Source organism: Streptomyces phaeolivaceus (assembly GCF_009184865.1).
In the GTDB taxonomy this organism is placed as follows: Bacteria; Actinomycetota; Actinomycetes; order Streptomycetales; family Streptomycetaceae; genus Streptomyces; species Streptomyces phaeolivaceus.
Genome location: NZ_CP045096.1, coordinates 2,114,926 through 2,133,731, shown reverse-complemented (window position 1 = coordinate 2,133,731; position 18,806 = coordinate 2,114,926). Strand labels below are relative to the sequence as shown.

The following is an 18,806-nucleotide window of genomic DNA, read 5'->3' as shown; positions in this document are numbered from 1 at the left end:
ATCTACAAGCTGCCCAGCCACGGGATCACGGGCCACGGGTACAGCGCGACATGGAGGTGCAGGGTGAACGTGCGAACTGTGCTGGGGCGCTTTCCCGCCGGTGGGCCGCGCGGCTCGTGGCCGGCCGAGGAGCTGGCCCACGCGGCCCGCCTGGAGGGCCAGCAGGCCGAGGTCGTGATGGACATCGCGACGGACATGTTCCTGGTCATCGTGCGCGGCGCCGACACCGCCGCGACCGCGTCGGCCTGACCTCACCCCGCCTTCGGGGCGGGCACCTTCGCCGCGAACTGCTCGGCCTGGAGCTGGTACAGCTCCGCGTACACCCCGCCCGTGGCCAGCAGCTCGTCCGGGGTGCCGGACTCCACCAGACGGCCCTGGTCGAGGACGTGCACCAGGTCGGCGTGCCGGACCGACGCAAGCCGGTGGGTGATCAGTACGACCGTCTGACCGGCGCCCGCCAGCGCGCGGATCTTCTCGAAGACCTCCAGCTCGGCGCGGGCGTCCAGGGCCGCCGTCGGCTCGTCCACGATCAGGACGCGCCCCCGCCGGTACGCCGCCCGCGCGATCCCCAGCCGCTGCCACTGCCCGCCCGACAGCTCGTGCCCGCCGCTGAACCCCCTGCCCAGCAGCGTGTCGAGGCCGCGCGGCAGATCCTCCACCACGTCCTGCGCCCCGGCCTCCGCGACGGACGTCGCGAGCCGCTCCTCGGTCAGCGGCGCGGAGGGACGGCCGATCGCCATGTTGACGCGGGCCGTGAAGGGCCACCGTTTGAAGTCCTGCGCGACCATCGCGATGCGCTCGGCCAGCTGACTCCGGTCGGCGCCCGCCGCGTCCACGTCGTCCCACATGATCCGGCCCCGGTCCGGGGCGTACAGCCCGGCGAGCAGTTTGACCAGGGTGGTCTTGCCCGAGCCGTTCTCACCGACGAGCGCCACGATCTTGCCCAGCGGCACGGTCAGGGTGACCTCGCTGAGCGCGGGCCGGGTGGCTTTGCCCGGGTAGGTGAAGGTCACGTTCTCCACCCGGATCTCCCGGGGGTCCTCGGGCAGCGGATCACCGCCCTCCGGGATCGCGCGCTTGGCGGCCTCCACGTACAGCCGCTGCATGTCGCCCACGAAGAGGGCCTCCTCGTGCAGCGAGTTCACCTCCAGGACCAGCGTGTCGAGGCTGGCGGAACCGGTGCGGATCGCGATGACCGCCGTACCCGCCACGGACAGCGCCATCGCCCCGCCGAGCAGCAGACCGCCCAGCGTCGCGTACGTCGCCACGGTGGCCAGCCCGGTCCAGACGGCCGCGTACAGGCCCGTACGGGCCGCCAGCCGGGCCAGGCGGGCCTGCTCGGCCTCCGCCGTCTCCGACATCGAACGGAAGTGACGCAGCAGGAACGGGCCCACGCCGTGCACCCGGATCTCCGGAGCCGCCTCCGGCTCGATCAGCAGGGAGCCGATCAGATAGCCCGCGCGCGCGTGCTGCACCCAGGCGTGGAAGGACGTGTAACGGCGGCGCGCGATGGTCAGGGAGCTCCAGGCGCTCGGCAGGGTCATCGTGACCAGGAGCGGCAGCAGGGCCGGGTGCAGCACGGTCAGCACACCGGCCGCCGCGACCAGCGAGATCAGCGCGTTCACCACACGCGCCGAGTAGCTGATCATCCGGCGGGCCGACTGGGCGCCGTACTTCGCGGTGTCCAGCAGCTTGTGGAAGCCGTCGTCCTCGATCGCGGACAGCTCCACGGCCGCCGCCCGCTCCAGATACAGCTCGGTCGCGACGCGCTCCACCTTCGGCTCCAGCCGGCCCGTGGCGTACGTCGACGCGGCCCGCAGCAGGGTGGACACCAGCATCACGGCGGCGATGGTGACGAGCGCGGGGGCGGCTCCCCGCAACCGCTCCTCGACAGTGCCGTCCGCGAACAGCCGGGCCAGGATCGTGTTCACCGCGAGCAGGTTCACCGCCTGGGCGAGACCCCGGCCCGTCTCGGCCGCCAGCACGGTCCGGGCGGCCCACCGGTCCGCCTGCCAGGCCAGCCGGAAACTCGACGCGAGCAGCGACGGCAGCCGCCGCACCATCGCGCGGAAGTTCAGCTCCAGAAACGCGTTCGCATGCTGCGACCAGCCCATGTCGTACCGCAGTGGCCCCCCGAACAGCAGCAGCTCCGACTCCGACGTCTCCGGTTCGCCCCCATCACGCGCCTTCCCCACCCACGGCCTCCCCCGACTCATCGCCGACACGCCACTATCCCGGCACCCCCCGCCCCCGACCAGGGCGCACGACACCTCCACCCACCCTCACCCGGAGCACGCGGGGCGCGAGGAGACGGGGAGACGTACGCCGGAGTGGGTGGGGTGGGGTGGGGGGAGTGGGGTGGGGGAGTGGGAACGGGTCTGTGTTGGACGGGGATCTGCCGGACCGGCATGTGCGGGGCGTGACCGAGGGGCGCGAGCGGGCGCGGACGGTCCGCCGCCGACCGGGGCCGGCTGCACCACTCTGCGCCACCGGCTGCTAGAGGTCTGGCCGCTCGGTATGGGCGTGGCCTGGCGGGAATACGGGAGACGGCAGTGCGCCGGACCCCCATGCGCTGGAGGGGGATGCGGGCCTCGGCCGTGCGCTGGCCGACGCGGACGGCATGCGCGGGCGCGGGACGCAGCTATGGGGCGCGGGGCGCAGCTATGGGGCGCGGGGCGCAGACGTGCGGCGCGGGGACGTGGGGGAAAGGCCGCAGGCCCCTTCCCCCACAGGAGCGCGGGGATCTGCGCGATCAACCCCCACCCACCCGAACCCGCGCAACGAACGGACCACCCCCGAACGAGGCGGGATCCAGGGGCGCAGCCCCTGGCCACGACCCCGCCCACCCGGCGGAGCCCTACGCGGTCAGCCGAGACCAGGTCGGCGTAGTCCCCGTGACCCGGCACAACGCCAGATACAGCGGTATCGGCGGCGTATAGGGAATCGCCCCCTCCGGCCGCAGGATCAGCCCGGGAACCCCCGCACCGTCGGAGACCAACGCCCCGGTGGTGTAGCGCACCGGCGCCGGCCACTCCAGTGCGTAGTCGGAGTCGGCCGGCACGATCCACCACCACTGCGCCCGGTCGGCGTAGACGCAGCCCACACGGGGCAGCCGGGGCAGAACCATCGGCCCGAGCCGGGCCGGGACGGCCACCGCGTCACAGCCCATCGGAGCGGTCATGCCCTCGGGGAGGGGAAGGGGGCGAGGCGGCGCGGCGGGACGCTGGGCGCGGCGCAGTCGGGTCAGGGTGTCAAGGCTCACCACGCGGGCCACTCTGCCCTCACCGGGGGGCCGAGCGGGACCGATCGACGCGCTCACACCCATTCGGCCCCCGTCCGCCGTCCGACTTTCGGCCGGACCCCGAATTCCGTACGACATTCGAAACCCGTGCGGTGCCCGGCCTCGGCACCGTTGAGGCGGCCCTCGGCGCCCTTGAGACGGAACGCCTCCGCCTCGCCGTCCCGGTCCTCCGTGGGCGGCTTCTTCGCACCCCAGCCCAGATCGGACCGGGCGGTGCGATCGGACGACCGTGCTCCGGTGTCCGTACCCCTGCCGGCGCCCTTGGGGACGTGCGCGGGGACGTTCACGCCGACGCTCGCGGAAACGGCTGTGGAAGCGCTTGTGGAAACGCTTGTGGAAACGCTCGTGGGGACGTCCGCGCGCACCTCGGCCGCGCGGACCGCGCCGGCGAGGAGCCCACGCGGCACGTCCGCCCACACCAGAAGCCCCAGACCGACCGGCTGCGCGCCCCAGGAGCGGCAGAGGGACTCTATGAGGAGCAGCCCTCTGCCGTGTTCCTCCTCGGGCCGCTGCGACGAGGGATGCGGCTCACCCGGAGCGCAGCCCTCGTCCCGTACGGCTATCCGCACCAGGTCGTCGCCGTCGTGCAGCTCGCAGACGATCTGGGTACTGGCGGTGTGCACGATCGCGTTGGTCACCAGCTCGGAGACGACCAGGGCGGCCGTGTCGCAGGTGTCCTCGCAGAGGGACCAGCCGGTGAGCTGGTCTCGGGTCACGCGCCGGGCCTGGGCCACGGCACCCGGGTGCGCGGCCAGCTCGAATCGAAACCGGCGCTCGGCGACTGTCTCGGGGCGCGCCCCGGCGGCCGGACCGGGACCGACACGGTCTCCGGCGGCGTCTGTTCCTAACGGCGCAGGGGGCGGAATCACGCTTGCCACTATCGCCCCGCCGTGAACACTTGGCAAGTGTCACTCTGAAAATTGCAGAGTGCCGTATGACTCTCTGAACGGTCATGGCACACTGCACGCAACAGCACGTGTAGCGGCGCCAGTTGGAAATCCCTCGCACAACGTTCGTATGCACGCACAGTGTTCGTTTGTGTACACGGACCTGTGCGGTGAGCGAGGCCTCCGAACGGCGCCGCCGGACTGTCAGGACCGGGCAGCCCGGGTATCGACGCAGGTCAGCGCAGGGCCAAGAGGAGAACTAGGGAGAGAGGGGCGAGATGAGCGAGCCGCGGTCCGCGCCGACGGTCGGCCAGGTCGTGCTCGGCCGGCGCCTGCTGGACCTGCGCGAGCGCGCGGGCATCCGACGCGAGGAGGCCGGGCGCATCCTGCACGTCACCGCCGCCACGGTCCGCCGCATGGAGACCGCCGAGGTCGCCCTCAAGATTCCCTACCTCCAGCTCCTGCTGAAGGCCTACGGCGTCGGCGACGAGGAGGCCGAGACCTTCGTCCGACTCGCCGAGGACGCCAACAAACCCGGCTGGTGGCAGCGCTACCACGACATCCTGCCGGGCTGGTTCTCCATGTACGTCAGCCTGGAGGGCGCGGCCGGCCTGATCCGCGGCTACGACCCCCACTTCGTCCCCGGACTGCTGCAGACCGAGGACTACGCGCGCGCGGTCATGACCTCGGGCGCCATCGGCCAGACCAAACCCGAGGACATCGAGCGCCATGTCTCCCTGCGCATGCAACGGCAGGAACTGCTCACCCGTGAGGGAGCACCCCGGCTGTGGTTCGTGATGGACGAGACCGCCCTGCGCCGCTCCGTCGGCGGACCGGCGGTCATGCGCGCCCAGATCGACCGGCTGCTCGAAACCATGGAGCTGACGCATGTGACGCTCCAGATCGCCACGTTCGACACAGGACCGCACCCGGGCACGTACGGGCCGTTCGTCCTGTTCCGATTCGCCATGGCCGAACTTCCGGACATGGTCTACAGCGAGTACTTGACCGGCGCCGTCTACCTGGACGACCGCTCCGAGGTGGCGACCCACCTCGAGGTCATGGACCGCATGGCGGCGCAGGCCGCCACGGCACAACGCACGAAGGAGATCCTCCGGGATCTCCGCAAGGAGCTCTGAAGACACCGAATGGAATTCATCAAGTCGCAGTCGCAGTCGCAGTCGCAGTCGCAGCCGCAGTCGCGCACGCGTACCCAGTCGCGCATACGCGTCTACAACGGCATGCCCGCCCGGGAACTCGGCAGCGAGGGCTGGCACAAGCCCTGGAGCGGCGGCAACGGCGGCAACTGCCTGGAGGCCATGAAGCTCGCCGACGGCCGGATCGCCGTACGGCAGTCCACCGACCCCGACGGACCGGCGCTGATCTACACACCCGACGAAATGAACGCGTTCATCCAGGGAGCCAAGGCGGGGGTGGCCGACTTCCTGCTCTCCTGAGGCCTGTTGCGCACTCCCTGTTGTTCAGCCGATCCCCCTATGTTGGCCCTGAGTTGATCACCCACTGCCGCAGATTCCCAAGGTTCCCAAGGTTCCCAAAGTTCCCAAGGTTTTCAAGATTCTTATGGAGTTCGCCATGAACGGGCGTCCCCCCGTCGAGATCGACACGAGCAGACCCCATCCCGCGCGGATGTACGACTGGTACCTCGGCGGCAAGGACAACTATCCCGTCGACGAGGCCATGGGCAAGCAGATGCTGGCCCTCGACCCCCGGGTACCGGTGATGGCACAGGTCAACCGTGCCTTCATGCACCGCTCCACCCGCTGGCTCGCCGAACACGGCGTACGCCAGTTCCTCGACATCGGCACCGGCATCCCGACCGAGCCCAACCTGCACCAGATAGCCCAGCGCGTCGCCCCCGAGGCGAGCGTCGTCTACTGCGACAACGACCCCATCGTGCTGGCCCACGCGGCGGCCCTGCTGCGCGGTACGCCCGAGGGGCGCACCGAATATCTGCAGGCCGACGTGCGCGACCCGCACGCCGTCGTCGAGGGCGCGAAGAAGGTACTGGACTTCAGCAGGCCGGTGGCCCTGTCGCTGATCGCGCTGCTGCACTTCGTCTCCGACGAGGACGGCGCGCACGCCCTCGTCCAACGGTTGATGTCCGAACTGCCCTCCGGCAGCTACCTGGTCGTCACCCACGCCACCGCCGACTTCACCCCGGAGGAGTCGAAGGCGGCGACGGAGAAACTCAAGGCCGCGGGCGTCACCCTGGCCCTGCGCTCCCGCGAGGAGTTCACCCGCTTCTTCGACGGCCTCGAACTGGTCGACCCCGGCGTCGAGGTGCCCCACCACTGGCACCCCGAACTCGGCGACCCGATCCCCGGCCAGGACGACGGGGTGATCCCGGGATACGGGGCGGTGGCACGCAAGCCGTAGGGCGCCACCGGACGGACAGTTGTACATGAGCGAGAGCGGCGCGGGCCGGATGGTCGCGCCGCTCACGCATGTCCCGGGCGCCGCGCCCGGGAGCCACCCCGTCCACCTGCGCGGCGACCACAGCCGCCCCACCCCCGTGCCGGTACGGCGACCGCCCCGGGATCGCGGCTACGCGGTCATCGGCCGGTCGTACGGTCCGATCGGTGACGGCAGCCGCTCCGCCCCGGTCAACCAGTGGTCGACGGCCGCGGCCACCGCCCGCCCCTCGGCGATCGCCCAGACGACGAGGGACTGCCCACGCGCGGCGTCCCCGGCGGCGTACACACCGGGCACGTTCGTCGCGAAGTCCGGCCCCCGTGTGATCGTCCCGCGCGGATCGAGGGCCAGCCCCAACTGCTCGACCAGCCCGTCATGACGGTCCGGCCCGGAGAACCCGAGCGCGAGCAGCACCAGATCGGCCGGCAGCGTCCGCCCGGTGCCGGGCCGGACCCGCCGCCGCTCGTCCACCTCGACCAGGTGCAACGCCCGCACATGCCCCGCCTCGTCCCCGGTGAAGCGCAGCGTGGACGCCGCGAAGAGCCGCGCGTCCGCATCCGCCGCCGGCGCGGACCGAAGATCACGCGCCTCCTCGTGAGCCGCCGAGAGCCGATACACCTTCGGATACGTCGGCCACGGCTCGACATCCTCGTCGCGCTCCGCCTCCGGCAGCGGATAGATGTCCAACTGCGTCACGGACACGGCCCCTTCCCGCACCGCCGTCCCCAGACAGTCCGCCCCCGTGTCACCACCCCCGACGATCACCACATGCTTCCCGGCCGCCGACAACGGCGACACCTCCAGATCCCCCTCGCACACCCGGTCGGCCAGCGGCAGATACTCCATCGCCTGATGAATCCCGTCCAACTCCCGCCCGGGAACATCCAGTTCCCGCCAGGCCGTGGCACCCGTGGCGACCACCACCGCGTCGTACCGGGCCCGCAACTCGCCCGCCCCGACATCCCTCCCCACGGCGGTCGACGTACGGAACCTCGTGCCCTCCGCCCGCATCTGCTCCAACCGCCGGTCCAGATGCCGCCGCTCCATCTTGAACGCCGGTATCCCGTACCGCAGCAACCCCCCGATCCGGTCCGCCCGTTCATACACGGCGACCGTGTGCCCGGCCCGCGTCAACTGCTGCGCAGCCGCCAGCCCGGTGGGCCCGGAGCCGATCACGGCGACCGTCTTCCCGGACAGCCGGTCGGGCGGACGCGGCGGTATGAAACCGTCCGCCCAGGCCCGGTCCGCGATGGCCACCTCGACGTTCTTGATGGTCACCGCGGGCTGATTGATCGCCAGCACACACCCCGCCTCGCACGGCGCGGGACACAGCCGCCCGGTGAACTCGGGGAAGTTGTTCGTCGCGTGCAGCCGGTCGCTCGCCGCCCGCCAGTCCTCCCGCGACACCAGGTCGTTCCACTCGGGGATCAGATTCCCCAGCGGACAGGCGTCGTGACAGAACGGGATCCCGCAGTCCATACAACGATCGGCCTGCCCGCTGATGATCGGCAGCAGCGCCCCCGGCACATACACCTCGTCCCAGTCCCGCACCCGCTTCTCCACGGGCCGACGGGGCCACTCCTCGCGCGGGGTGGTCAGAAAACCCTTGGGATCGGCCATGGCCGTCTCCCTCACATGGGGCGTACGCGTACGGGCCTGGCAGGCCGTACACCGGCGGACTCGGATCGCGTGTGGGGGTGGGGGCGGGGGAAGGGGGCGTGCGGCGCAGGCGTGGAGCGCGCGGCTGTACGCCTTCGGGCGGCACTCTCTCCCCGCCACGATACGACGCGCCCGCCGCCCCCGCCTCAGGCGAGCGCCAGCAGATACGACAGCGCCGCGGCGGCCGAGGCGACCCCCCGGACGTGGTTCCACGTCGTCCACCCGCTCACGTACTCGCGCCAGTACGTCGCCGCCTCCGCCGTCCCCGGGTCGAGCCTGGCGAGCGTCTCGTTGCGCGGCACGTTCGCCACCATCGTGACCCCGAAGCACCCGAACAGATACAGAGCGCTGCCCAGCAACAGCGCCACCCTGCCGTCGTCCGGCCACAGCACGAACGTCACGACCGCCAGCACGGCGCACAGCACCGCCGTCCCCACGAACACCAGCATGAACGCCGGTGTCAGCGCGCTCACATTGATCGCCTGCATCGCCGCCACGCCCTGCGCCGGCGGCAACGACGCCAGCCCCTTCATCACGAACGTCGAGAACCCGCAGAACACCCCCGCCACGACCGCCGTCCCGAGCAGCCCCAGCACCGTCAGCACGAAGTAAGGCCCATCGATCATGTCCGCTCCCACCTCGATCCCCCGCGTCCAGGCATCCCTGCCCCACCTACCGTCACCTCAAGTGAACATCCACACGACCACAGTCACCCTGGCTGAGATACGCGCCCACATACGCGAACGTCCAGCCCTGGCCCGACCATCGCTGCCTCCGCCTTCCCTTCGCGGCGGGGGGCTCCCCCTCCCCCCCCAGCCCCACCCTCTCCGCCACCCACCCCCCTTCACTCCCCACCCCGCCACCCCCGCAGCGTCGTCTCCACCGCCCCCGCGATCCGTCGGCGCGCCTCGTAGCGGGGTACGCCGGTCATCAGGAGCTGGTCGTACGGCGTGTCCACGTGCCGTACGGACGCGATGACGGCCGAGGTCACCGCCGGCTCCGTCAGGGCGCGGCCCGCGGCGCTGCGGCCGACGCGACCGCTGCCGCGCAGGGAGGCATGGGCGGCGATCTCCCGGGCCCGCTCGGCCGGGCACGCGGGGAACAGGCGCCGAATCTCCCCGGCGAACGCGTCGGTGAAGCGCAGATCCTCCGCCGCCCGCCGCCGCGCGTCCCGCACCCGGCGGCGCCGTCGCACCTCCGCGTCCGCCAAGCAGCGCTCCTCGGCACGGGCGAGCGCCGCCTCCTCGACCAGGACGCCCTGCCGTTCGTACCGGCTCCGGCGCCGGTTGAACCGTACGACCACGGCCGACAGCGCGCTCTCCTCCCGGACGCGCCGGGTGAGCGCGGTGTCGCCCCGGGGCACGAAGACCAGGTGCCCGAGGTCCGCGCAGTCGAGGCACCGCGGCGCTCCCTCCTCCAGCACCAGCATCGCCACCGGACCGCTCCGGCACTCGGCGCAGTGCTTCTTCCTGAGCGCCTGCACGACGACAAGTCCGGTACGGGACGGGGGAGTAGCGAGTGCTGCCATACGCGGTTCATTCCCGCTGGTGACCCCATGGTCACGTGGTTGTCGGGCCGGCCTCCCGACCGGCTCGGGCCGGGCCGGCCGCGCGCGGCATCATGGGCCGTGTGCGATTCGAAGCGATCACCTGGGAACGGCTCGGCGACCTTCTCGCCGACCGGCTCCTCGACCTGAAGCCGGACGACGGCTCGCCCTGGCCGCGCGTCGCCTTCGACGGCGCCCCGGCCGCCCGCCCGGGAGACCTCGCCGCTCGCGTGTCGGAGGCGTTGCGGGTACGCGGCCGGTCCTCTCTGGTCGTGGGCACCGAGGGTTTTCTGCGGCCGGCGTCGCTCCGCTTCGAGTACGGCCACGAGGACGTGGAGGCGTACTACGACGGCTGGTTCGACACCGCCGCCCTGTGGCGCGAGGTCTTCGGCCCGCTCGACCCCGGCGGCACGGGCCGGATCCTGCCCGACCTCTGGGACCCCGCCACCGACCGCGCGACCCGCACCCCCTACGTCCAACTCCCGCCCGGCGCGCTCCTGCTGGCGCACGGCCCCCTCCTCCTCAAGCATTGGTTCCCCTTCGATCTGACCGTCCATGTCCTCCTCTCCCAGGGCGCCCTGCGCCGCCGCACCCCGGAGGCCGAGCACTGGACCCTCTCCGCCTTCGAGCGCTACGGAACCGACATCGACCCGGCCGCCACCGCCGACGTCGTGGTGCGCGCCGACGACCCGCGGCACCCGGCCTGGAACGGCTGACCGGGGGAAGGCGGTACGGGGCGGGGCAAGGACGGGTGGGACGGGGTCTTCCGAGTGCGCTTGTCGCCGGTCGCGGCAAGAATGTAGGGCGCCGGGACTAGCGGTGCGTCCTGCGCCGCGCCGGCCGTCCGGCACCGGGAGGTACTACATGACCACCGCCGGAGACATCATGCACCGCGGGGCCCAGTGGATCCCCGCCCACGAGACCCTGGACCGTGCCGCGCAGCTGATGCGCCAGCTGAACGTCGGGGCACTCCCCATCAGCGACCAGAACGAACGGCTCTGCGGCATCCTCACCGACCGCGACATCGTCGTCGGCTGTGTCGCCCTGGGCCACGACCCGTCGAAGATCACGGCCGGTGAACTGGCCAAGGGCACACCGCGCTGGATCGACGCGAACGCCGACGTCAGTGAAGTGCTCCAGGAGATGAAGGGGCATCAGATCCGCCGGCTCCCGGTGATCGAGAACAAGCGTCTCGTCGGCATGATCAGCGAAGCCGACCTGGCCCACCATCTGCCGGACGACCAGATCGCCTCCTGGGCCGAGAGCGTGTACGCGAGAAGCGCGACGCACTGACCCCTTTCACCTGCCCGCTTCGCTCTCCACGCTGTCTGGCTCCCGCTCCTCACTCCCCACCCAACTCCCTGCCCACCCTTGCTTCCGCTTCGGGAGTCACAGCCATCCGTTGCGCTTGAAGCCCCGGTAGAGGGTGACGCAGGCGGTGGCTATGACCCCCAGCACCAACGGGTAGCCGAACCTCCAGTGCAGCTCGGGCATGTGCTCGAAGTTCATGCCGTACACCCCGCACACCATGGTCGGCACGGCGATGAGCGCCGCCCACGCCGTGATCTTGCGCATGTCCTCGTTCTGCGCGACGCTGACCTGCGCTAGATGCGCCTGAAGGATCGAGTTGAGCAGTTCGTCGAACGCGGCGATCTGCTCGGTGGCCCGCAGCAGGTGGTCGGAGACGTCCCGGAAGTAGGCCTGTATCTCCGGGTCGACCACCCGGATCGGTCGTGAGGTCAGCTCCAGGAGCGGGCGGGCGAGCGGGGCCACCGCCCGCTTCAGTTCGAGCAGTTCGCGCTTGAGCTGGTAGATGCGCCCCGGGTCGACGCGGGCGCCGTTCGCGGCGAACACATCGGTCTCGACCTGGTCGATGTCCGTCTGGACCGAGTCCGTGACGTTCAAGTAGTCGTCGACCACGTGGTCCGCGATCGCGTGCAGCACCGCGGCCGGGCCCTTGGCCAACTGCTCCGGGTTCGCCTCCAGTTCCTCCCGCAGTGGTCCGAGCGATCCGTGCCGCCCGTGCCGGACCGTGATCACGAAGTCGGTGCCGACGAAGACCATGATCTCGCCGGTGTGCACCACCTCGCTGGTCGCGGTCAGCTCGGTGTGCTCGACGTAGCAGACCGTCTTGAACACCGCGAACAATGTGTCGTCGTAGCGCTCCAGCTTAGGGCGCTGATGGGCCTCGACCGCGTCCTCCACCGCCAGTGGGTGCAGATCGAAGAGTTCGGCGATGCCGGAGAACTCCCGCTGCGTCGGCTCGTGCAGTCCCAGCCAGACGAAGCCGTGGTCGTGCCTGCGGACCTGCTTGACGGCCTCGACGACATCGCGGACGGCGGGCGAGCGGACACCCTTGTGGTACGTCACGCAGTTCACCACCGACGTGCCCAGCGGGGAGCGAGCCGGATGGCTTAGGTCGACGCGAGGGCGTCGTCGGGCCAGCCGTGCCATCCTGCGCAGGCCGCCGACCCTGTCGAGGCCGGTGACCTTCCGCAGATTCCCTGCCATGGACATCTGGCTTCTCCTTGCGTGGATCTCCTCGCACCGCACTTCGTGCCTGTCGCGCCAGTTTGCCAGGGTCGATTGAGTACCGGGTAAGCCTGTGGGAACGGAATGTTCCGCTTCGCTTGTAGACGCTCCGACGTATCCCGCCGTTCCGGTCCACCACTCGGTCAAATGGGATGATCGCGACATGATGCGAACCGACGGGTATCTCCTCGACCACCGGCGGGCCGAGACGGGGCAGGGCCCCGACGCCTTCGCCAGACTCTTCGACCCCACGACGTTCCGGCACATGGAGGGCTTCGGCCTGGGTTCCGGCTGGCGCTGCTGGGAGGTCGGCGCGGGCGGCACCTCCGTCGTCTCCTGGCTGGCCAAGAAGGTCGGACCGACCGGCAAGGTCATCGCCACCGACACCGACATCTCCTGGGCCGTCCCCTCGGTCACCCGCCCCCCGGTCGAGGCCCTGGTCCACCGCGTGGGCGTCGACGAGCCGCCGGGGGACGGCTTCGACCTCGTCCACGCCCGGCTCGCCCTGGCCCACGCGCCCGACCGCGACCAGGCACTGGCGTCGATGATCAAGGCTCTGCGTCCCGGCGGACGGCTCCTGATCGAGGACGCCGACCCTGCCCTCCAGCCCCTGGCCTGCCTGGAGGAATCCGGCCCCGAACACCAACTGGCCAACCGGCTTCGCCAGGCCGTCGCCGCGTTGCTCGCCGAACGCGGAATCGACGCCGCGCACGGCCGTAGGCTGCCGCGCCTGCTACGTGCGGCGGGGCTGCGCGGTGTGGAGGCCGACGCGTACTTCCCCGTTTCCTCACCCGCCTGCTCGGCCCTGGAGTCGAGGACCGTCGGCCGGCTCCGTGAGGCGCTCGTCTCGGCCGCCCTCGCCACGGACGAGGAGATCGACCGGCACCTCGCCGACGTGACCTCCGGCGCGATGGACATCGCCGCCCCACCACTGATCTCGGCGTGGGGCCGGAAGGCATAGCGGCACACCCGGCCCCGCGGCGAGGCCCGCGTTCCCGGCGGGGCCGACCGCCGTCCTGGTGCCGCACGGTCGCTGCTGCTGCTGCCGCTGCCGCTGCTGCTGCCGCTGCCGCTGCCGCTGCCGCTGCCGCTGCTGCCGCTGCCGCCGAGGCCCCGGCCCGCATCGATGCCGTCGTGGCCGAAGCCCCCGGAGTCGCACGCTCCACCCCTCAGGCCTCAGGCCTCAGCCGCCCACCGACCCGCAGGTGCGGAGCCGGTCTCAGTCGCCGCCCGGCGGCCTCCCGCCCACCTTCCCCACCGCCTGCGCCCCCGCCCCGCACCCCGCGATCGCCGCCTTCTCGACATCCGCGCCCATGAGCAGCGCGGCCAGGAACGCGCCGGTGAAGGCGTCGCCCGCGCCGGTGGTGTCGCGGGGCACGGCGGGAGCCGCCGGGATCCGTGACTCGATGCCGCCCCCGCGGGCGATCAGCGCGCCGTCGGCGCCCTGTTTGGCCACGACCAGGGGAACGACATGGCTCAACTTGGCCGCCGCGTCGACCGGATCGGGCAGCCCGGTCAGCAGGCACGCCTCGTCCCGGCTGGGCAGCAGCATGTCGACACCATCGACGAGCGCCAGGAAACGGTCCACACCCAGCGACGCCAGAAACCCTGTCGACGCGGGATCGACGCTCACCGGCACCCCACGCGCGCGTGCCGACTCCAGGGCCACGGCGACCAGTGCGCGGCTCGGCTCCGAGAAGAACAGATACCCCGACAGATGCAGCCGAGCGACCCCGTCGAGCAGGGACGGCGACCAGTCGTCGGGGTCCAGCCGCAGCGCGGCACCGCTGTCGGTGAGGAACGTGCGTTCGGCCCCGTCGCCCGTGTCCACCAGACAGATCACCGTCCCCGTGGCCGCGTCCGGGTCGACGACCAGATGGGGCCGTACCCCCGAAGCCCGCAGCTCCCGTTCGTGCCACTCGGCGCCGTCCGTGCCCACGCGCCCGAGCAGCCGTACGTCCGCGCAGCCTCGATACGCCGCCCAGCAGGCCACGTTGGCACCTGCCCCGCCCGGCAGCGTCCGGATCGCGGAGGCCGTGTCGGTGCCCGCCGCGAGGGGCCCGCGGTGCCGGGCGACGACATCCGTGACGACGTCCCCCACCACGAGCAGCGCCCCGCCCTCCGCGCCGACGGGCCCGTTCACGCCGTGCCGCGCCACCTCACGCCCCGGCCCAGGCCGCCGCGATGCGTGAAGCGAGCCGTACGTTGCCGCGTACCGCCGCCAGGTTGGCGCCGAGGGAGGCGCCGTCGGTGTGCCGCACGAGGTAGCCCAGCAGGAACGGGGTGACCGCCTGCCCCGTGACGCCCTCCGCCTCGCAGGCCCGCAGCGCCTCGGCGAGTACACGCGCGTGCAGCTCGGGATCGAGCTGTTCTTCCTCGGGCACGGGGTTGGCGACGATCAGCGCCGACTCCGGGCCGTCGAGCGCGTCCTGCGCCCGCATGACGTCGGCGACCTCGGCCGGCGACCCGAGCGTCCACTCCACCGGATGACCCGAGTCGGACAGATAGAAGCCGGGGAAGCGCTCCGTGCCGTACCCCGCGACCGCGACGCCGAGCGTCTCCAGACGCTGCAAGGTGGCGGGGACGTCCAGGATCGACTTCACGCCCGCGCACACCACCGTGATCCGGGTGCGGGCGAGGAGCCCCAGGTCGGCGGATTCGTCCTGGGACACCGTCCACTGCCGGTGCACGCCGCCGAGCCCGCCCGTCGCGAACACGCGTACGCCCGCCAGGGCCGCCAGTTGGGCGGTCGCCGACACGGTGGTCGCGCCGCTCGCCCCCGAGGCCACCGCGAGCGGCAGATCCCGGTGGCCCAGCTTGCGGATGCCGTCCTCGTTCGCGACGCGCTCCAACTGGTCCTTGGCGAGACCGATGTGCGGCCGCCCGTCCAGCACGGCGATCGTCGCCGGTACGGCGCCGTCCCGCCGGACGACCTCCTCCAACTCCAGCGCCACCTGCAGATTGCGCGGGCGGGGCAGCCCGTGCGCGATGATCGTGGACTCCAGCGCCACCACGGGTCGACGCGCGTCAACCGCTTCCCGTACCTCTTCGGACACCACCAGCACGCGCCTGCCTCCTGTCTGTCGTTCTTCCCTCATCCCTGGCGGACGGCGCGCCCGGCCAAACCCTTGCGCCCTGTGGTGCGGGACACCAGCCTGAGGTGCATGACGGACAACACGACACGTCTCGACCATGTCGTCCTCTGGGTGCGGGAGCCGGTCGCGGCGGCCGACTTCTACCAGAAGGCGGTCGGCCTGGAGCCCGTACGGGTCACCGAGTACGCGGCGGGACGGGCCCCCTTCCCCTCGGTGCGCCTCAACGACGAGACCATCCTCGACCTCATGCCACTCGCCATGGCCGAGACCATGACCATGGTGCCCGGCGCCGCCGACAGCGCGGGCCACCCGGTCAACCACGTGTGCCTCGCCATGCCCGGCGACGCCTTCGACGAACTGCGTACCCGCCTGGAGGAACGGGCGGTCCCCGTCTCGGACTTCTCGTACGACTCCTTCGGCGCGCGTGGCACGGCCCGGCGCAGCTTCTACTTCCGCGACCCGGACGGCAATGTGTTCGAGGCACGGCACTACGCATAGCCACTAGCGACCGGCGGTTTTCAGCCAGTCTCGGGTTGCCGGAACGACTGCCGATGACCGATTCGCGTCACTGTGCGCGCCTGTGGCACCTCCCGCGCAAAGGCCACGCACGGGCACGCAAAGTCCACGCATGGCTGCTTCAGAACAGGTCGCCTCAGAACAGGGGCTCCGGAAGCACCCCTTCCAGTGCCAGCAGTCTCCGCTTGGTCTCCAGCCCGCCGCCGAAGCCCCCGATGCCGCCGTCGCTCTCGACGACCCGGTGGCACGGCACCACCACGGGCAGCGGGTTCGACCCCATGGCGACACCGACCGCCTGGGCCGCGCCCGGCTGCCCCACACGCCGCGCGAGGTCGCCGTAGCCGACGACCGAGCCGTAGGGGACACCGGAGGCCAGCTCACGCAGCACCTGGCGGTTGAACCCGGAGATCAGCGACCAGTCCAGCGGCAGCTCGAAGTCGTGCCGCTCGCCCGCGAAGTACGCCTGGACCTGACGTATCGCCTCGGCCAGCTGAGGCGCGCCGGGGGCCTGCACCGGGGTGGTGCCGAGACGGGAGGCGAGCCGGTCGAGCGTCCGGTCGCGCACCTCGTCCGTGGCGTGGAACACGACGTTCACCAGGCCGTCGTCCGTCGCGGCCAGCAGCAATGGACCGATGTCCGTACCGACGACGGTCCATTCGACCTGCAGCTCGTCCTGCGCATGGCTGTTCATGGGACCACCGTAAGGGCCGCCACCGACAACGACCGCGGCGTGCGTTCCTCCGCGGAACGCACGCCGTCGGCCCGGACCGCCGTCAGCCCTGTGCGGCGTCAGCCTGTGTGGCGTCCCGGACCACGTCCGGCTTGTTCGTGATGATGCCGTCCACGCCATAGTCCGCCACCCGGCGGGCGTTGACCGCGTCGTTCACGGTCCAGGTGAGGATCTCCAACGGCTTGCCGTGCGGACCCTCCAGCGCGTGGATCGTGGCGACGTAGGAGCCGGAGACGGTCGTGTACGAGGAGTTGATCTGGTCGCTGAACGTCGCGTACTCCGGCAGATCGGCGATGTCCGGGGTGCCGAGCAGGCCGGTCTTCACCGCCGGGTTCAGGTCGTGGACCCGCCGTACGGTGTCGGCGCTGAAGCTCTGGATCACCAGCCTCTCCAACTGCGCCGGGGCGAGCCAGCCCTCGTTGCTGAGCACCTTCAGGGTCTCCTGCTCGATGCCCGGGTAGAGCTGCGGGTTCTTGATCTCCAGGACGAGCTTCTGATGGTTGCGCGACACACGCCTCATGTACTGCTCCAGCGTCGGCACGCGCGCGCCCGCGTAGTCGCCGCCGAACCAGCTGCCCGCGTCCAGGCGCGCGATCTCCGAGGCGGTGAAGTCCGCCACGTTCCAGGGCGCGCGCTCCGGGTACAGCTCCTCGACGTTGGTCGTGCGCGTCAGTGTCGCGTCATGGAGGACGACGAGCCGGCCGTCCCTAGTGCGCTGGACGTCGTTCTCGACCCATTCGAAGCCCATCTCGTCGGCCTTGTCGACGGCGGCCAGGGTGTTCTCGGGCGCGTAGGCGGAAGCTCCGCGATGCGCGACGACCAGCGGACTGTCGGCGTCGGCGGCCGCATGGGCGGCGGAAGTGGGGAGCAGGAGGACGGCGCCCCCCATGAACGCTGTGGTCGCGGCGGCAACTGCGCGCACGTGCATGCGTACTCCTCGCGTCGATCGATCACGGTCAGCTCAAGAGTGACAGCAGAGGGTCAACGGAAGGAGGGTGCAGGATGACCACGAATTGAATGGAGTCGCCCAAGTCCGCTCACGGGCACCGCACAAGTGGGGCAAGGGCGTGTTTCTTTGCCGGAAAATCGTTCGACCATTCCGGTGGGGGTCATACTCTCTGCGACAACCCTGACCGTCGTGGCGGTCCCGGGGCTGGGGGCATTGCAGAAAATCCAGGGACGCGACAGGGCGGGAAAGGCAGCCGCGAATGCAGGGCACGGTCGACGGCTTCAGCTACGGACTCGTCACACCGGTGGTGGCCTATCTGATGGCCTGCCTCGGTGGAGCGCTCGGTCTGCGCTGCACCACCAGATCGATGCTCGTCGACGGCCGCTGGCGGATCGGTTGGCTCGCGCTCGGTTCGACGGCCATCGGATCCGGCATCTGGACCATGCACTTCGTCGCGATGATGGGCTTCAAGGTCCAGCAGACCCCGGTCCACTACGACGCGTTGACCACGTTCGCGAGCCTCGCCGTCGCGATCGTCATGGTCGGCATCGGGATCTTCATGGTCGGCTCCAAGGGGGCGACCGGGGCCGCGCTCTTCACCGGCGGCACCATCACCGGACTGGGCATAGCCTCCATGCACTACCTGGGCATGGCCGGAATACGACTCAACGGCACGCTTCAGTACAACACCCTCACCGTGGCCGCCTCGGTCGTGATCGCCGTGGTGGCCGCGATCGCCGCCCTGTGGGCCGCCGGACAGGTCCGCGGCTTCCTGTGGAGCGTGGGCGCCAGCCTCGTCATGGGGATCGCCGTCAGCGGCATGCACTACACGGGCATGGCAGCCCTCAGCGTCCATCTGCACAGCGCCACCGCGCCCGCCCCGGCCGACGGTTCCTCGTCCGCCGTCCTGCTGGCCCCGCTGATGATGGGTCCGCTGGTCTTCCTGCTGCTCGCGGGCGTCGTCGTGATGTTCGACCCGTTCATGATCATGGGAAGGTTCCACGGGAGCCCGGTCGAGCGGCGCCCCGGCATCCCCACCCAGCCCACCGCGCACACCTGCCGGCACCCGGAGTCCCGCACCGGCCTCGAGCACCGGGAACGGGGCGGCTCCCGCACCCCGCAGAACCGCTGATCGGAGCCCGTTGTCAGTGCGGGGTC

Annotated in this window: 20 protein-coding genes; 9 read left to right on the top strand and 11 right to left on the bottom strand. The window is 71.2% G+C overall.

Annotation, left to right across the window (positions count from 1 at the left end; translation table 11 throughout):
* Positions 1–63 precede the first annotated feature (63 nt).
* Positions 64–249 (top strand): hypothetical protein, encoded by a 186-nt coding sequence (locus tag F9278_RS10065; protein WP_152168000.1) that lies wholly within the window; start codon positions 64–66, stop codon positions 247–249.
* A gap of 2 nt (positions 250–251) precedes the next feature.
* On the opposite strand, the gene F9278_RS10060 is transcribed toward F9278_RS10065, so the two are convergent.
* The 3 genes from F9278_RS10060 to F9278_RS10050 all read right to left on the bottom strand — a co-directional run bounded on the left by F9278_RS10060 (position 252) and on the right by F9278_RS10050 (position 4,170).
* A complete protein-coding gene (locus tag F9278_RS10060) occupies positions 252–2,195 on the bottom strand; it encodes an ABC transporter ATP-binding protein (protein ID WP_152167999.1) in 1,944 nt (647 codons plus the stop codon).
* A gap of 662 nt (positions 2,196–2,857) precedes the next feature.
* Positions 2,858–3,325, bottom strand: a complete 468-nt coding sequence (locus tag F9278_RS10055; protein WP_193241420.1) for a hypothetical protein — start codon at positions 3,323–3,325, stop codon at positions 2,858–2,860.
* Positions 3,316–4,170 carry an ATP-binding protein gene (locus F9278_RS10050; protein ID WP_226966685.1) on the bottom strand — a complete coding sequence of 285 codons (855 nt, stop codon included), beginning with the start codon at positions 4,168–4,170 and terminating at the stop codon, positions 3,316–3,318. The genes F9278_RS10055 and F9278_RS10050 overlap by 10 nt, the downstream gene beginning before the upstream one ends.
* A 296-nt stretch (positions 4,171–4,466) precedes the next feature.
* On the opposite strand from F9278_RS10050, the gene F9278_RS10045 reads away from it, so the two are divergent.
* The 3 genes from F9278_RS10045 to F9278_RS10035 all read left to right on the top strand — a co-directional run bounded on the left by F9278_RS10045 (position 4,467) and on the right by F9278_RS10035 (position 6,585).
* Complete coding sequence (locus F9278_RS10045; protein ID WP_152167996.1) at positions 4,467–5,327, top strand: helix-turn-helix domain-containing protein; 861 nt, start codon at positions 4,467–4,469, stop codon at positions 5,325–5,327.
* Positions 5,328–5,429: 102 nt separating this feature from the next.
* Positions 5,430–5,645, top strand: a complete 216-nt coding sequence (locus F9278_RS10040; protein ID WP_152173779.1) for a DUF397 domain-containing protein — start codon at positions 5,430–5,432, stop codon at positions 5,643–5,645.
* Between the two features lie 124 nt (positions 5,646–5,769).
* A complete protein-coding gene (locus F9278_RS10035) occupies positions 5,770–6,585 on the top strand; it encodes an SAM-dependent methyltransferase (protein ID WP_152167995.1) in 816 nt (271 codons plus the stop codon).
* Positions 6,586–6,753: 168 nt separating this feature from the next.
* Here F9278_RS10035 and F9278_RS10030 read toward each other — a convergent pair whose 3' ends face one another.
* The 3 genes from F9278_RS10030 to F9278_RS10020 all read right to left on the bottom strand — a co-directional run bounded on the left by F9278_RS10030 (position 6,754) and on the right by F9278_RS10020 (position 9,808).
* Positions 6,754–8,241, bottom strand: coding sequence for a glutamate synthase subunit beta (locus F9278_RS10030; protein WP_152167994.1), 1,488 nt, complete (start codon positions 8,239–8,241; stop codon positions 6,754–6,756).
* 185 nt (positions 8,242–8,426) lie between these two features.
* A complete protein-coding gene (locus F9278_RS10025; RefSeq protein WP_152167993.1) occupies positions 8,427–8,906 on the bottom strand; it encodes an anthrone oxygenase family protein in 480 nt (159 codons plus the stop codon).
* 218 nt (positions 8,907–9,124) lie between these two features.
* Entirely contained in the window at positions 9,125–9,808 is a 684-nt protein-coding gene (locus F9278_RS10020; RefSeq protein WP_152167992.1) for a DUF2293 domain-containing protein, read from the bottom strand.
* Positions 9,809–9,900: 92 nt separating this feature from the next.
* Here F9278_RS10020 and F9278_RS10015 point away from each other — a divergent pair, with 92 nt between their 5' ends.
* Together F9278_RS10015 and F9278_RS10010 are read left to right on the top strand one after the other, a co-directional pair.
* A complete protein-coding gene (locus F9278_RS10015) occupies positions 9,901–10,542 on the top strand; it encodes a nucleoside/nucleotide kinase family protein (RefSeq protein ID WP_193241419.1) in 642 nt (213 codons plus the stop codon).
* 148 nt (positions 10,543–10,690) lie between these two features.
* Entirely contained in the window at positions 10,691–11,119 is a 429-nt protein-coding gene (locus F9278_RS10010; RefSeq protein WP_152167990.1) for a CBS domain-containing protein, read from the top strand.
* 96 nt (positions 11,120–11,215) lie between these two features.
* Here F9278_RS10010 and corA read toward each other — a convergent pair whose 3' ends face one another.
* Positions 11,216–12,343, bottom strand: a complete 1,128-nt coding sequence (gene corA / locus F9278_RS10005) for a magnesium/cobalt transporter CorA (RefSeq protein ID WP_152167989.1) — start codon at positions 12,341–12,343, stop codon at positions 11,216–11,218.
* Positions 12,344–12,521: 178 nt separating this feature from the next.
* On the opposite strand from corA, the gene F9278_RS10000 reads away from it, so the two are divergent.
* The gene (locus F9278_RS10000; protein WP_152167988.1) at positions 12,522–13,319 is read left to right on the top strand and encodes a methyltransferase domain-containing protein; all 798 of its coding nucleotides are present in this window, start codon (positions 12,522–12,524) and stop codon (positions 13,317–13,319) included.
* A gap of 258 nt (positions 13,320–13,577) precedes the next feature.
* Here the strand turns inward: F9278_RS10000 and F9278_RS09995 are convergent, their stop codons facing one another.
* Together F9278_RS09995 and F9278_RS09990 are read right to left on the bottom strand one after the other, a co-directional pair.
* The gene (locus tag F9278_RS09995; RefSeq protein ID WP_152167987.1) at positions 13,578–14,501 is read right to left on the bottom strand and encodes a carbohydrate kinase family protein; all 924 of its coding nucleotides are present in this window, start codon (positions 14,499–14,501) and stop codon (positions 13,578–13,580) included.
* 16 nt (positions 14,502–14,517) lie between these two features.
* Positions 14,518–15,456, bottom strand: a complete 939-nt coding sequence (locus F9278_RS09990; RefSeq protein WP_193241418.1) for a pseudouridine-5'-phosphate glycosidase — start codon at positions 15,454–15,456, stop codon at positions 14,518–14,520.
* Between the two features lie 66 nt (positions 15,457–15,522).
* On the opposite strand from F9278_RS09990, the gene F9278_RS09985 reads away from it, so the two are divergent.
* Positions 15,523–15,951 carry a VOC family protein gene (locus tag F9278_RS09985; protein WP_193241417.1) on the top strand — a complete coding sequence of 143 codons (429 nt, stop codon included), beginning with the start codon at positions 15,523–15,525 and terminating at the stop codon, positions 15,949–15,951.
* Between the two features lie 154 nt (positions 15,952–16,105).
* On the opposite strand, the gene F9278_RS09980 is transcribed toward F9278_RS09985, so the two are convergent.
* Complete coding sequence (locus F9278_RS09980) at positions 16,106–16,660, bottom strand: methylated-DNA--[protein]-cysteine S-methyltransferase (protein WP_152167984.1); 555 nt, start codon at positions 16,658–16,660, stop codon at positions 16,106–16,108.
* Positions 16,661–16,742: 82 nt separating this feature from the next.
* Positions 16,743–17,627: a glycerophosphodiester phosphodiesterase gene (locus F9278_RS09975; protein WP_152167983.1), complete on the bottom strand. Its 885-nt coding sequence runs from the start codon at positions 17,625–17,627 to the stop codon at positions 16,743–16,745.
* Between the two features lie 280 nt (positions 17,628–17,907).
* On the opposite strand from F9278_RS09975, the gene F9278_RS09970 reads away from it, so the two are divergent.
* Entirely contained in the window at positions 17,908–18,780 is an 873-nt protein-coding gene (locus F9278_RS09970) for an MHYT domain-containing protein (RefSeq protein WP_152167982.1), read from the top strand.
* Positions 18,781–18,806 lie beyond the last annotated feature (26 nt).